Here is a 13,655-nt window from a genome sequence, read left to right as displayed (position 1 = left end):
TTACTATTTCATTTATCCTCTTTTTTCCGAATAAATAGATAGAACCATAGAATCTAGCAAAATTAGATTTTAAAATATGGTATAATAGAAGGAGGGAATGGATGATTCTCAGACATCCGGGCATCAGCCCAACCAATGACTTGGTTGCTAAGAAAATCTTTAGCAATCCAGAAATCACTTGTCAATTTATCCGCGATATGCTGGACTTACCAGCCAAAAATGTGACCATTTTAGAGGGAAGTAATATTCATGTCTTGCCTTCCCTGCCGTACTCAGCGCAGGATTTCTATACCAGTATAGACGTTTTAGCTGAACTAGATAATGGGACACAGGTTATCATTGAGATTCAGGTGCATCATCAGAATTTTTTCATCAATCGCTTGTGGGCTTATCTATGTAGTCAGATCAATCAAAACCTAGAAAAAATTCGTCAACGTGAAGGTGATACACACCAGAGTTACAAACATATCGCTCCTGTTTACGCCATTGCAATTGTGGGCAGCAACTACTTTCAGGATGATTTAGCCTTTCACAGTTTTAGTATGCGAGAGGATACGACGGGTGAGGTTTTGACAATTACAAACAACGGTCAGGAAAACCATCTAGTCAAGATGGCGTTCTTGGAATTAAAAAAATACAGAGAAACCAGCAAAGATAGCATTCGCAAACCATGGTTGGAGTTTTTCGGGAACAAACCCTTTACCCAACAACCCGAGCGGGCTATCAGCCAAGCAGACCAACTGCTAGACTATAAGAGCTGGTCCGAGGAGGACAGGAAAATGTTTAGTCAACTACGTATGCGAGAAGAACAGGCATTGTTAGCACAAGACTATGCCTTGGGACAAGCTGAGGAAAAAGGCTTAGAGCGTGGTCTTGAACAGGGACTGGAGCGTGGGAAAGTTGAAGGAAGTTTGTCTATGCTACTAAATCTAGTCCGTCAAGGTCTCTTGACTTCAGAAGTTGCTAGCGAGCAATTAGGCATGACGGTCGCTGAGTTTGAAGAACTATTGAAAGAGCATCATAACTAAGAACTAAAAAAACTCTAAGCAGGCAGAGCCTGCTAACTCATGACAGAAAAAGAAGTTTAGCTTATAATGAAGATGAACAATACAAATCCGTGGTGTTTAATAGGGCTTTTCCTAGCCTGTTAAAAAAACTGGATGAACAAGAGTCATGAGATCACTCGAATATGCCTTGAGCATGAAAATAAAATTACTAGTAGCCTCTTGTTCTATTGTTCAAATAGTTAACAGGAGGTTTTTATAATGGAAGTCATGATTGAAACGTGTTGTGGTATTGATGTCCACCAAAAATCCATTGTTTGTTGTATTCTAGATGGTCTACTAGATACTAATAAGCCAAAGAAAATTCAGAAGAAATTTGGGACAACTACTGTAGCTCTTCACAATGCCTTAGATTGGTTGGTGGAAAACCATGTCACACATGTTTTTTTTGAAAGTACTGGGCAATATTGGCTCCCTCTCTTTAATATCTTTTCAGATTCTGATCTCGTTTTAGTACTTGCTAATCCTCAACATATCAAGAATGTGCCTGGTCGAAAAACAGACATGAAAGATGCCGAATGGATAGCTCAACTCGGCCGCTGCGGACTAATTGAACCTTCCTATATCCCTTCCCCTGAAGTAGTACAGCTTCGTTTACTGACACGTCGCATGCGTTCTTACAAGCAGCGTCAAACTCAAGTCAAAAATGAAATTCACAATCTCTTACAACGGGCTAATATCAAGCTAACAAGTTATCTTTCTGATATTTTTTCTAAGACAGGGCGATCACTTTTAAAATTATTTATTAACGGAGAAAGCATTAATGTAGAATCTGTTATCCCTTGTATCCAAAAGCGAGTGAAAGCAAGTCCAGAAGAACTTGTTGAAGCGATGGAAGGAAAGTTGTCACTAGAAGATCGCTTCCTCTTAGACCAGAGCTTAGAGGAATATCAGATGTATCAGGAACTCATTGAAAAATTGACCGATGAGATTCAACACTACATCGAAAAGGAGTTTCCCTGAGGAAAATAGGATACTTCAAACCATTCCTGGTGTGAATGAAAACTGTGCTGCCACTATTCTAGCTGAGATTGGACCAACTGTTACAGCCTTTCCATCCGATGCACACTTAGCATCCTGGGCCGGACTATGCCCAGGGTCTTATGAGAGTGCTGGCATTAAAAAATCCTCACACATTACGCAAGGAAATCGCTATATCAAACAGGCTCTGACCATGTCGGGATTAATTGTAGCACATTCTAAGGATCCAGCTTTTTCTTCTTTTTACAATCGAATTTCCCAAAGAGGAAGCAAGATGAAGGCGATTATTGCTTGTGCTCATAAGATTCTCAGAATCATTTACAAACTACTCTCCACCAAACAGACTTATCAAAAAGAAAAGGCGATAGGACTGAGGAAACAGTTCTAACGCCCAAACTAAAAAAATTTCAATTACAGTATAGCACAGGAAGTGATTTTTTGCGCTTTTTTACTGTTTTTTTCAAATAAAATACAGAGAAACCAGCAAAGATAAGGTTCGCAAGCCGTGGTTGGAGTTTTTCGGGAACAAACCCTTTACCCAGCACCCCGAGCGAGCCATCAGCCAGGCAGACCAACTGTTGGACTAAAGGGATGTTTTGAGAAAGAGTTTTTATAAATCATTTAATCAATGACAGATTTTTCCGTAATAGATGGAAGAGTCTGTTTTTTGAGTTATGCTAGATGTGGGCTCTGAAATAGTAAGATACAGTTTATTGAAATAAGATATGAACAAAGAAATTAGGAAAGTCAAATTATAATTAAATGAAATAAAAACTGAACAAATTGATTGCGGAATTCAAACTAATTTCTAACAATATTTTAGAAAACTCGGTAGACTATTCCAGATTCAATCTACTATAATTTCTAGAAATTTTTTAGAATCCGTAGTGTGCTATTTTAGATTCAATAAATTGTGCTTTTAGAAACGAAAAAAGAGCATTTCCGCCCTTTTTCTCCTGTTCAATCTTATTTTGTTGCTTCTTTCTTCTGGAAAGTGGTTTGGTAATTTACTTTAATCGTTACTGTCATGTGAGCGTCCTCGTTTCTTTTTGATGACTCTAGTATAAGGGGCAAACCTGAAAGCTAGCTTAATACTCTTCGAAAATCAAATTCAAACCATGTCAGCGTCGCCTTACCGTACTCAAGTACAGCTTGCGGCTAGCTTCCTAGTTTGCTCTTTGATTTTCATTGAGTATAAGATTTCCTTAGAGAAAGCTTAATCTAAATGTTCTTTCTTTTCCAAATGAAGGGCAATCATGCGCCACTCTGGATCCTCTTGCCAAGCTTCTATCGAACTAATGTAGCTAGCAACTTTTCTGGCTTCTTCTAAAATTGGAAAATCTTCGATAATATCAGCCACTTGAAACTCTGGGAGTCCTGACTGTCTGGTTCCAAAAATCTCACCAGAACCACGCATTTTCAAATCTTCCTCCGCAAGGACAAATCCATTGGTGGTTTCTGTCATGATGCGCATGCGATCTTTCCCAGAATCAGTCTTGGGATTAGCAACGAGAACAGCGTAGGACTGCTTGTCTCCCCGACCGACACGACCTCTGAGCTGGTGAAGCTGGCTGAGTCCGAAGCGATCGGCATCCATGATGATCATGACAGTCGCATTGGGAACGTTGACCCCAACCTCGATAACCGTTGTTGAAACCAGAATATCTGTTTTTCTCTCTTTGAAATCCTGCATAATCTGGTCTTTTTCATCACTCTTCATCTTACCATGTAGAAGAGCCACTTCTGCCTTGCCTGCAAAATGAGCTGTCAGCTCCTCTGATAAGGCAATAGCATTTTTCAAATCCAGAGCTTCTGATTCTTCAATCAAGGGAGAGATGACATAGGATTGAGAACCTTTTTGAATTTCCCCCTCTAACCAAGTCAAGACCTGAGGCAGTTGCTCATGTTTGATCCAGCGCGTCACAATAGGCTTCCGCCCTGCTGGCATCTGGTCAATAATGGAAACATCCATATCTCCAAATGCTGTGATAGCCAGCGTCCGTGGAATAGGAGTCGCCGTCATCATGAGGACATCTGGGTTGTCGCCTTTTTCTCTCAGAACGCGCCTTTGCCCTACACCAAAACGGTGCTGCTCATCGATGATAATCAAACCAAGACGAGCATACTCCACCCCATCTTTTATCAAAGCGTGGGTTCCGATAATCAAATCAGCCTCACCCTTGGCAATGCTCTCCAAGACTTCTCTCTTTTCTGCAGCTTTCAAGGAACCTGTCAAGAGAGCCAGTTTTAGGTCTGGAAAGAGACTCTGTAGACTCTCAAAGTGTTGCTCTGCGAGAATTTCTGTTGGTACCATGAGGACCGCTTGGTAGCCAGCCGTCACTGCCGCAAACATGGCCAAGCCAGCGACTACCGTTTTCCCGCTCCCCACATCCCCTTGTAGGAGACGATTCATGTGGTGGTCCGACTTCATGTCGGTCAAAATTTCCTGCAAACTCTTTTCCTGAGCTGGGGTCAGAGCAAAAGGAAGGCTTTCCTTGACAGCTGTCACCTTTTCCTGAGACCAATCCAGAACCAGACCGCTTCCCTGAACTCTATTTTCAGATTTGAGCGTTTGCAATTGCATTTGGAAATAAAAGAGTTTCTCAAATTTGATACGGCGAAGGGCCTGCTTGTATTCTGCCAAATCCTTAGGAAAATGCATGGCACGAACGGCCTGACAACGGGACATGAGTTTGTATTTGTCCAGCAAAGACTGGGGAATATTTTCCTCAATCAAGAGGTCCAGTCCCTGATCAAAAGCCGTCTTGATGATCTTGACCAGACTTGCCTGACTGATTCCCTGAGCCAAGCGATAGACAGGTTGGAGGTCATCTTCCACCTGAGCTAGGACCTTCATCCCTGTCAGACTAGCCTTGGCGCGGTCCCATTTTCCAAAAACAGCAAGGGTTGCTCCCAACTCTATCTTATCTGCTAGATAGGGCTGATTAAAGAAATTCACCGCAAAAACGACTTCTCCCTGTTTGAGGCTAAAGCGCAGTCGATTTCGCTTAAAACCATAATACTGGACACTAGCAGGAGTCACTACTTGACCAGAAAGAACCGCCTTTTCACCGTCTTCTAACTCCAGCACCTGCTTGGTCTTGAAATCTTCATATCGGAAAGGAAAGTAGAGCAAAAGGTCTTGCAAGTTTTCAATTCCTAGTTTAGCATATTTTTCTGCTGATTTTGGTCCCACACCAGGTAAGACATGCAAGGGTTGATGTAGATTCATGCTCCACTCCTTTCTTTTCTAATAATATTCTCTCGGAATGCGGTCGCTGAGGAGACAAACCACTTCATAGTTAATGGTTCCACGGTAGGTCGCTACCTGAGTAGCTGTTATCTCCTTGTCCCCGTTAGAACCAATTAAGGTTACTTTTGTTCCCAGCGGATAAAGCTTAGGCAGACGAATGGTAATTTGGTCCATAGAAACCCGCCCGACTATTGGGCAAGCTTGGCCATCTACCAAGACAGAGAAATTCTGCATGTCTCGTGTCCAACCATCCGCATAGCCAATTGGTACCGTCGCGATGACTTGCTCGCTATCCGCTTGATAGGTGGCTCCGTAGCCCATGCAAGCTCCAACTGGAACTGTCTTGACGTGGACTAAAGCAGACTCCAAGGTCAAGGCTGGTGTCAGGCCATAAGGCAAATCCAAAACCTCTCCGCTAGGATTCAGGCCATACATGGCGTCTCCCATACGAACCGCATTGAAAATAGTCTCTGCATGCCAAAGAGTCGTTGCAGAATTGCTAGCATGAACCAGTTCTGGAAGACCTTTCATACTTTCCAAAATAGTTTTAAATCTCTCTAACTGGGTATTAAAGTAGGTATCTGATTCCTCGTCTGCAGTAGCAAAGTGGGTAAAAATCCCTTCAACATAAGCACCATGTTGTTGGAGCAAGTCTTGAGCCTGCTCAGCTTCACCAGCCTCTCTAAAACCAATCCGTCCCATTCCTGAGTCAATCTTGAGGTGAACTGTCAATCCAGTTAGGTCCGCTTCCTTATCTAAGAGTGCTTGAATCCACTCCAATCCAGCCACAGTCAAGGTGATGTCGTATTCTTTAGCAAGAGAAACAGCTTCGATTTCAGAAACTCCTAGAATAAGGATTTTCTTGCTGAGTCCAGCTTGTCTAAGTTCAATGGCCTCATCGATATTAGAAACGCAAAAGCCATCGACATCATCTTGAATCGCCTTGGCAACGGTAACAGCTCCATGACCATAGGCATTGGCCTTGACCACAGCCCACTTGAGCGTTCCTTGAGGGATATGAGCCCCCATTTGCTGAATATTTTGTCGAATAGCTCCCAGATGAATCAGAGCCTTGGTTGGTCTATGCGGACTAGCTTTCATGATTTTCCTCCAAAATGACACTGGCTGTCACAAACTGATCTGTATGGCTGATAGACAACCAAATCTTTCCTAAAAATGGTGACTGACTAAAATAAGGCGCCCCACGTTCATTGTTCAAGACTTCCAAATCCTGAAAACCGAGCTTGCCAATGCCCGTTCCCATAGCCTTGGAAAATGCCTCCTTAGCTGACCAGCGACCAGCCAAATATTCAATCTGCCTGCGCCCTTTAAAACTGTTAAACCGTTCCATTTCCTTAGCGGTCAGCACGCGCTTGGCAAAGCCTTCATGTCGTGTAACTGCGCTTTCTATCGAAGCTAATTCTTCGATGTCAATTCCATGTCCAACTATCATTCTCATCAAAAGGAGTTGAGATTCCCCAACTCCATCCTTTTCACTTATTTTGTCAAGGTAGCATAGATTTCTTCTACCAAGGCCTCTGTATTTTCCCAACCTAGACAAGGATCGGTAATAGAGCAACCAAAGACCTCTGGTTGGTTTTGACGACCATCTGCTAGGTAAGATTCAATCATAAATCCTCGAACCGTCTTTTTGATTTTCTCATTCCAAGCACGATTTTGCAAGGTCTGGCGAACAATTCGAATCTGCTCCATATATTGCTTGCCTGAGTTATCATGATTGGTATCGATGATGATAAAAGGATTTTCAAGCCCCATTGTCTCATAACGTTCAATGGCATTTAGCAGGGTTTCATAGTAAAAGTTAGGCTCATTTTTCCCATATTCATTAACTGCGCCACGAAGGATGACGTGAGCCAAGGGATTTCCTGAAGTCTCAACTTCCTGCCCATGATAAAGGAAGGTTTGCTTGTTTTGAGCAGCATAGATGGCGTTAAACATAACACCCAAATTTCCTGAGGTTGGATTTTTCATCCCTACTGGTGCATCAATCCCTGAAGCTACAAAGCGGTGCTCTTGGTCTTCCACAGAACGAGCCCCAACAGCATGGTAGCTGACCAAATCATCTACCAAGACCAGATTTGACGGATAAAGCATCTCATCTGCCGTTGTCAAACCAGTCTCTGTAATCACGCGGTAGTGCAACTGGCGAACAGCCTGCAAGCCATTAATCAGGCTTGGAGCCTTGGAAGTATCTGGCTGGTGTACCAAGCCTTTATAGCCGTCTCCGTTTGTACGCGGTTTAGCTGTATAAACACGCATAACCATGAAAATCTTGTCCGCCACCTTCTTTTGCAAGGCTGATAAACGGCGGGCATATTCCAAGACAGCCTCCTCATTGTCAGACGAGCATGGACCAATCACCAAAAGGATCCGGTCATCTTCCCCTGAAATAATGTCTGACAATTCTTTATCACGGCGCTCCTTTAATCGCAAGGCTTCCGCAGACAATTGGGTTTCCGCCTTGATTGCTTCAATATCGATTTCTTGACCTTTTTCAATAAATGCCATCTTATTCTCCTAGCGTTTGGTAGATTTCTCTGACAAGGGCTTCCGTATTATCCCAGCCAAGGCAAGGGTCCGTGATAGACTTGCCAAATACTTCTGGTTCGTCTTGACGGCCGTCTTCTAGATAAGACTCAATCATAAAGCCACGAACGTACTGCTTGATTTTTTCATTCCAATCACGGTTAATCAAGGTCTGGCGAACAATTCGAATCTGGTCCATATATTGCTTACCAGAGTTGTCATGATTGGTATCGACGATGATAAAAGGATTTTCCAAGCCCATTTTCTCATATTGAGCAATAGTATCCATCAAATTATCATAGTAGTAGTTAGGAATATTCTTACCATACTCATTAATTGCTCCACGAAGAATGGCGTGCGAAAGCGGGTTCCCAGTTGTTTCCACCTCTTTTCCTAGGAAAAGGAAACCTTGCTTGTTTTGAGCAGCATAAATCCCATTAAACATGACATTGAGATTTCCAGAGGTTGGATTTTTAAACCCAGTCGCAAAATCTGCCCCACTGGCCACAAAGCGGTGTTGCTGGTCTTCAACTGAACGGGCACCAACCGCCATGTAAGAAATCAAATCATCTACAAGCGGAAGATTTTCAGGATAAAGCATTTCATCAGCTGTTGTCATACCTGTTTCTGTGATAACACGATAGTGAAGATGGCGCACGGCTTTAATTCCGTTGATAAGACTAGGCGCTTCTGTCGCGTTAGGCTGGTGAATTAAGCCCTTATAGCCATCTCCGTTGGTACGAGGTTTGGCAGTGTAAACACGCATAACCATAAAGATACGGTCTGCTACTTCTTCTTGCAAAGCTGCCAAACGCTTAGCGTATTCAAGAACAGCTTCTTCATTGTCAGATGAGCATGGCCCGATTACCAAGAGAATCCGTTGGTCTTCTCCACGTATAATGGCTTCTAACTCTTGATCGCGCTGTGATTTTCTCTCCAAAGCCTGACCTTCTAATTTTGACAAGGCACGAACTTCTTCAATATTAATTTTAGGACTTTTTGCTGTAAATACCATAACTGATCTCCTTATAAATCAAACGGATACCAAGTCAAAATTTACTTTTCACAAGGTATCCGCCTCTAAACTATCTCATTTTATTGTCTTTTACCGTGACAGTTTTTAAACTTCTTACCAGAACCACATGGGCAAAGTTCATTGCGTCCAATCTGACTCAAATCCAAATCTTCTGGTATATTTGCTTGGTGGGCAGCGATATTGCGAGTCGCTGTTGTACTGATATGGTGTTCTGCTTGTGGTCTTTCTTGTTCATGAATTTGTGCTTTCATCATCAAACGTGTCACATCAAACTCAATCGAACCAATCATATCATTAAACATACGGAAACCTTCTGCCTGATACTCAACAACAGGGTTGTTCTGAGCATAGCCACGAAGTCCAACTGCGTTACGCAATTGATCAAGGGCATCGATATGATCTGTCCACTTGTTATCTACCACTCGTAGAATCAAAACTTTTTGGAACTCTTTAACTGCGTCTTCATCGCGTAGTTTTGAAACCTGACTATCGTAAACTTGTAAGGCACGTTGGAAAAGCTCTTCCTTGATAGTCTTATCAGGCAAGCCTGACAAGTCGTCCATCGTAATTGAATCTTCTGGAAGCAAGTTGAACTTAGCGAAGTTCAAAATTGCCTCTAGTTTTTCATCTTGTTTGGCACGCGCATGACCATCAACGACACGTTCAATCGTGCGTTTGATCATAGCCTGAATTTCAGGTGCCAAGTCACGATCTGCAGTGATGACATCGTAACGTTGAGCATAGATAATCTCACGTTGTTCACGCATGACATCATCGTATTGAAGGACTTGTTTACGGGTATCGTAGTTATTTCCTTCGACACGTTTTTGCGCTGCTTCAACCTGACGTGTCAACATACGAGACTCAATGGCCTCTTCAGACATGTTGAGACGTTCAAAGATTCCCTTCAAACGTTCAGAACCAAAACGTTTCATCAAGTCATCTTCAAGGGATAGGTAGAATTGTGACTCACCTGGGTCTCCTTGACGACCTGAACGTCCACGAAGCTGGTTATCGATACGACGGCTTTCATGACGTTCTGTACCAATAACACAAAGTCCTCCAAGTTCACGAACCCCTTCACCAAGCTTGATGTCGGTACCACGACCGGCCATGTTAGTCGCAATGGTAACAGCACCACGTTGACCAGCATTCATAATGATTTGGGCTTCTTTATAGTGGTTCTTAGCATTCAAGACTTCGTGAGGAACGCCAGCTGCGACCAATTTCTTAGAAATGTAGTCACTGGTTTCAACCGCTACTGTACCAACCAAGACAGGCTGACCCTTTTGGTAACGAGCCTTAACATCTTCGACAACCGCCTTAAACTTAGCTTCGATACTTGCATAAAGAAGGTCTGAGTGGTCAATACGTTGAACAGGACGGTTTGTTGGGATTGGAATAACACGAATGTTGTAAATTTCACGGAATTCTTCTTCCTCAGTCTTACCTGTACCTGTCATACCAGACAATTTCTTGTACATACGGAAAAGGTTTTGGTAAGTGATTGAGGCAGATGTCTTGGTTTCATCTTGAATTGGCACACCTTCTTTGGCTTCAATAGCTTGGTGCAATCCATCAGAATAACGACGACCTTCCATGGTACGACCTGTAAATTGGTCGACAATCAAGATTTCTTGCTCTTCGCTCACCACATAGTCAATATCGAGAAGCATGATGTAGTTGGCACGAAGGGCATTATCGATAAAGTGTGTAAGAGCCACATTTTCGATGTCATAGAGATTTTCAAGCTTGAAGTAGCTTTCAGCCTTGTCAATCCCTGAATCAGACAAACCAATAGTCTTAGACTGCACATCGATGATGTAGTCGTCTTTGTCCAAAGATTTTACATAGTGGTCTGCCATGTGGTAGAGCTGACTAGTTTCAACTGCGTTAGCACCTGATACAATCAAAGGTGTACGGGCCTCGTCAATCAAGATTGAGTCAACCTCATCGACCAAGGCATAGTTGAGCGGACGTTGTACCATGTTTTCAGCACGAACGACCATGTTGTCACGAAGGTAGTCAAATCCGATTTCTGAGTTAGTTGAGTAGGTAATATCACACTCATAGGCTTCTTTTTTCTCCATTGGAGATTTGGCAGCCAAGTTAATCCCTACTGACAAACCAAGCCATGAGTACAATTCACCCATCTCAGTCGCATCACGTTCTGACAAGTATTCATTGACCGTAACTACGTGAACCCCTTTGCCTGAAAGGGCATTGAGGTATACGGGCATGGTCGCAGTCAAGGTTTTCCCTTCCCCTGTACGCATTTCTGGCACGTCACCATGGTGAAGAACGATTCCCCCCATGACCTGAACCTTATATGGGAAGAGACCTAGGACACGTTTTGCACCCTCACGGACAACCGCAAATGCTTCATAAAGCAATGAATCCAGTGATTCTCCATTTTGATAACGTTCTTTAAATTCAACTGTTTTTGCTTTTAGTTGGTCGTCAGTCAAAGCAGCCATTTGGTCTTCGTATTTGAAAACCTTGTCAGCCATCTTTTCCAGACGACGGATTTCTCCTTTATCATTTTCGATAATTGTTTTTAAAATATTAGCCATGTTTTTCCTTACTTTTAAATTCCGAATATTTTAGAATGTTCTTTTAATTTTAGCACAATTACTGATTATTTTCAAGGAAGAATCCCCATTTTGAAAAGGAAAAAGAGGCTAGTTTCCAAGCTAACCTCTCTAACTTTTATGATGCTTTAATTGCCAAAAATTGGCAAAATGGCAAATAGGATAAATAGGTTAATCCAAAGAGAAAGACAGCAGATCAATCCAAAAACAAAGAGACTGACTTTCTTGGATAACAAGGCCATCAAAATGGACAGAATACCAAAAACTAGCAAGATTTTCTGTATGATGAAGAGGTCAATCTTTCCCCCCAGAATCGGATTGCCCCAAGGGACAAAGAAGAAAGACAGCCAGATCAACAGAACTAAACCAATATAGACCTTAGAATAGCGTGTAATAAATGATTTTAGATGTGCTATAATCCACCTCCTAAAAATAAAAACCGATATAAATCAATGTCTCCCTGCTTTAGACTTCCCCAGCTCTCGTCTCAAGCGAAGCATTTTTTTGAAACAGAAATAGGTTAACCTATTCATACCAATAGCTAGCAGAATAAAAAGAAACCAAATACCCCATAACTTGATATCTGTCACATTTCTCAAGACGATACTGAAAAATAGAACTGAAACAACTGTCCAAGCAAAGCTAAAAAGAGCATAGAGGGGGATGTAAAACCAGTAAAAATAGTAAAAAATTGGGAAAAATTTACTATCTCTATTGGCCTTTTCAATCCAGCTGAAAAAGTAAAACCAGGGAAATAAGATTATCAATTTAAACAAAGGTTTCATCACCAGCCCCCTCTCTTTGATAGCGTTTTCTTCTCCTTCATTCTATCAAAAAAATCTGGAAATGTCATTCCAGATTCTACTTTTTTATTTGCGTTTTCTTGCGATGAGATGAATCGGTGTTCCCTCAAAGACAAAGGCCTTGCGGATTTGATTTTCCAAGAAACGCAGGTAAGAAAAGTGCATGAGTTCTTCTTCGTTGACAAAGATGACAAAGGTTGGTGGTTTGGTTGCCACTTGGGTCGCATAGAAAATCTTAAGACGTTTCCCTTTGTCTGTTGGTGTTGGGTTGATGGCAATGGCATCCATGATGACATCGTTCAAGACAGCTGATGGAATACGTGTATTTTGACTTTCGCTGATTTGCTTGATCATCTCAGGCAGTTTGTGGAGACGTTGCTTGGTCAAGGCTGATACAAAAATAATCGGTGCGTAAGGCAGGTATTGGAACTGCTCACGGATATCTTCTTCCCAGTTTTTCATAGTGTGGTTGTCTTTTTCAAGCGTATCCCACTTGTTGACCACGATAATCATCCCTTTACCAGCTTCATGGGCAAATCCTGCGATACGTTTATCGTATTCACGAATGCCTTCTTCCGCATTGATGACCATCAAGACCACATCTGAACGGTCAATAGCACGCATGGCACGCATAACAGAGTATTTCTCAGTATTTTCATAAACCTTACCAGACTTACGCATACCAGCCGTATCAATCATGGTAAACTCTTGACCATCTGTATCTGTAAAGTGGGTATCAATGGCGTCACGAGTTGTTCCAGCAACGGGACTAGCAATGACACGGTCTTCTCCCAAGATAGCATTGATCAAGCTTGATTTTCCAACGTTGGGACGACCAATCAAGCTAAACTTAATCACATCTGGATTTTCTTCTTCGTATTCATTTGGAAGATTTTCTACGATCGCGTCTAGCACATCCCCTGTACCGATACCATGGACAGATGAGATTGGCAGTGGTTCCCCCAAACCAAGGGCATAGAAATCATAGATATCATTTCGCATCTCAGGGTTGTCCACCTTGTTGACTGCGAGGATAACTGGTTTGTGGGTCTTATAAAGCTTACGGGCTACGTATTCGTCCGCATCGGTAATTCCTTCCTTACCAGATACCACAAAGACGATAACATCGGCTTCTTCCATGGCAATTTCTGCCTGGTGCTTGATTTGTTCCATGAAAGGAGCATCGACATCATCGATTCCTCCTGTATCAATCATGCTAAAGGAACGATTGAGCCACTCACCCGTCGCATAGATACGGTCACGTGTCACTCCTTCAACATCCTCTACAATGGAGATTCGCTCACCAGCGATCCGATTAAATAGGGTTGATTTCCCAACATTGGGACGTCCTACAATGGCAATAGTTGGTAGGGCCATAAT

General features: G+C 42.4%; 12 protein-coding genes. 3 read left to right on the top strand and 9 right to left on the bottom strand.

Features of this window, described 5'->3' with window-relative positions:
• Nucleotides 1-101 precede the first annotated feature (101 nt).
• From SMI_RS03030 to SMI_RS03020, 3 genes are all read left to right on the top strand, one after another.
• Entirely contained in the window at nucleotides 102-1,028 is a 927-nt protein-coding gene (locus SMI_RS03030) for an Rpn family recombination-promoting nuclease/putative transposase (protein WP_000603331.1), read from the top strand.
• Nucleotides 1,029-1,265: 237 nt separating this feature from the next.
• Nucleotides 1,266-2,027, top strand: a complete 762-nt coding sequence (locus SMI_RS03025) for an IS110 family transposase (RefSeq protein ID WP_000453500.1) — start codon at nucleotides 1,266-1,268, stop codon at nucleotides 2,025-2,027.
• Nucleotides 1,990-2,433, top strand: a complete 444-nt coding sequence (locus SMI_RS03020; protein WP_001212086.1) for an IS110 family transposase — start codon at nucleotides 1,990-1,992, stop codon at nucleotides 2,431-2,433. Before SMI_RS03025 ends, SMI_RS03020 begins: the two co-directional genes overlap by 38 nt.
• 828 nt (nucleotides 2,434-3,261) lie before the next feature.
• Here SMI_RS03020 and recG read toward each other — a convergent pair.
• The 9 genes from recG to der all read right to left on the bottom strand — a co-directional run bounded on the left by recG (nucleotide 3,262) and on the right by der (nucleotide 13,652).
• Nucleotides 3,262-5,277 carry an ATP-dependent DNA helicase RecG gene (gene recG / locus SMI_RS03015; protein WP_001048739.1) on the bottom strand — a complete coding sequence of 672 codons (2,016 nt, stop codon included), beginning with the start codon at nucleotides 5,275-5,277 and terminating at the stop codon, nucleotides 3,262-3,264.
• Between the two features lie 18 nt (nucleotides 5,278-5,295).
• Nucleotides 5,296-6,399, bottom strand: coding sequence for an alanine racemase (alr, locus tag SMI_RS03010; RefSeq protein WP_000648090.1), 1,104 nt, complete (start codon nucleotides 6,397-6,399; stop codon nucleotides 5,296-5,298).
• On the bottom strand, nucleotides 6,389-6,751 hold the full coding sequence (gene acpS / locus SMI_RS03005) for a holo-ACP synthase (protein ID WP_000635001.1): 363 nt from the start codon (nucleotides 6,749-6,751) through the stop codon (nucleotides 6,389-6,391). The genes alr and acpS overlap by 11 nt, the downstream gene beginning before the upstream one ends.
• Before the next feature lie 44 nt (nucleotides 6,752-6,795).
• Nucleotides 6,796-7,827, bottom strand: a complete 1,032-nt coding sequence (locus SMI_RS03000; RefSeq protein ID WP_000864040.1) for a 3-deoxy-7-phosphoheptulonate synthase — start codon at nucleotides 7,825-7,827, stop codon at nucleotides 6,796-6,798.
• Nucleotide 7,828: 1 nt separating this feature from the next.
• A complete protein-coding gene (locus SMI_RS02995; RefSeq protein WP_000232189.1) occupies nucleotides 7,829-8,860 on the bottom strand; it encodes a 3-deoxy-7-phosphoheptulonate synthase in 1,032 nt (343 codons plus the stop codon).
• Nucleotides 8,861-8,940: 80 nt separating this feature from the next.
• Nucleotides 8,941-11,454 carry a preprotein translocase subunit SecA gene (gene secA, locus SMI_RS02990; protein WP_001274071.1) on the bottom strand — a complete coding sequence of 838 codons (2,514 nt, stop codon included), beginning with the start codon at nucleotides 11,452-11,454 and terminating at the stop codon, nucleotides 8,941-8,943.
• Nucleotides 11,455-11,600: 146 nt separating this feature from the next.
• The gene (locus tag SMI_RS02985) at nucleotides 11,601-11,888 is read right to left on the bottom strand and encodes a hypothetical protein (RefSeq protein ID WP_164925547.1); all 288 of its coding nucleotides are present in this window, start codon (nucleotides 11,886-11,888) and stop codon (nucleotides 11,601-11,603) included.
• A 33-nt stretch (nucleotides 11,889-11,921) separates the two neighbouring features.
• Nucleotides 11,922-12,257 carry a hypothetical protein gene (locus tag SMI_RS10720; RefSeq protein WP_000803036.1) on the bottom strand — a complete coding sequence of 112 codons (336 nt, stop codon included), beginning with the start codon at nucleotides 12,255-12,257 and terminating at the stop codon, nucleotides 11,922-11,924.
• An 84-nt stretch (nucleotides 12,258-12,341) separates the two neighbouring features.
• Nucleotides 12,342-13,652 carry a ribosome biogenesis GTPase Der gene (gene der / locus SMI_RS02980; protein ID WP_001207696.1) on the bottom strand — a complete coding sequence of 437 codons (1,311 nt, stop codon included), beginning with the start codon at nucleotides 13,650-13,652 and terminating at the stop codon, nucleotides 12,342-12,344.
• Between the last annotated feature and the right edge of the window lie 3 nt (nucleotides 13,653-13,655).

The sequence above is a fragment of the Streptococcus mitis B6 genome, from assembly GCF_000027165.1.
Classification (GTDB): Bacteria; Bacillota; Bacilli; order Lactobacillales; family Streptococcaceae; genus Streptococcus; species Streptococcus mitis_AR.
This window is presented reverse-complemented; position numbering and strand designations above follow the sequence as displayed.

What these genes read in the sequence shown, in the direction of transcription:
- SMI_RS03030 (WP_000603331.1), top strand. Translation starts at nt 102, where the DNA reads ATGATTCTCAGACATCCGGGCATCAGCCCAACCAATGACTTGGTTGCT.
- SMI_RS03025 (WP_000453500.1), top strand. Translation starts at nt 1,266, where the DNA reads ATGGAAGTCATGATTGAAACGTGTTGTGGTATTGATGTCCACCAAAAA.
- SMI_RS03020 (WP_001212086.1), top strand. Translation starts at nt 1,990, where the DNA reads ATGAGATTCAACACTACATCGAAAAGGAGTTTCCCTGAGGAAAATAGG.
- recG (WP_001048739.1), bottom strand. Translation starts at nt 5,277, where the DNA reads ATGAATCTACATCAACCCTTGCATGTCTTACCTGGTGTGGGACCAAAA.
- alr (WP_000648090.1), bottom strand. Translation starts at nt 6,399, where the DNA reads ATGAAAGCTAGTCCGCATAGACCAACCAAGGCTCTGATTCATCTGGGA.
- acpS (WP_000635001.1), bottom strand. Translation starts at nt 6,751, where the DNA reads ATGATAGTTGGACATGGAATTGACATCGAAGAATTAGCTTCGATAGAA.
- SMI_RS03000 (WP_000864040.1), bottom strand. Translation starts at nt 7,827, where the DNA reads ATGGCATTTATTGAAAAAGGTCAAGAAATCGATATTGAAGCAATCAAG.
- SMI_RS02995 (WP_000232189.1), bottom strand. Translation starts at nt 8,860, where the DNA reads ATGGTATTTACAGCAAAAAGTCCTAAAATTAATATTGAAGAAGTTCGT.
- secA (WP_001274071.1), bottom strand. Translation starts at nt 11,454, where the DNA reads ATGGCTAATATTTTAAAAACAATTATCGAAAATGATAAAGGAGAAATC.
- SMI_RS10720 (WP_000803036.1), bottom strand. Translation starts at nt 12,257, where the DNA reads ATGAAACCTTTGTTTAAATTGATAATCTTATTTCCCTGGTTTTACTTT.
- der (WP_001207696.1), bottom strand. Translation starts at nt 13,652, where the DNA reads ATGGCCCTACCAACTATTGCCATTGTAGGACGTCCCAATGTTGGGAAA.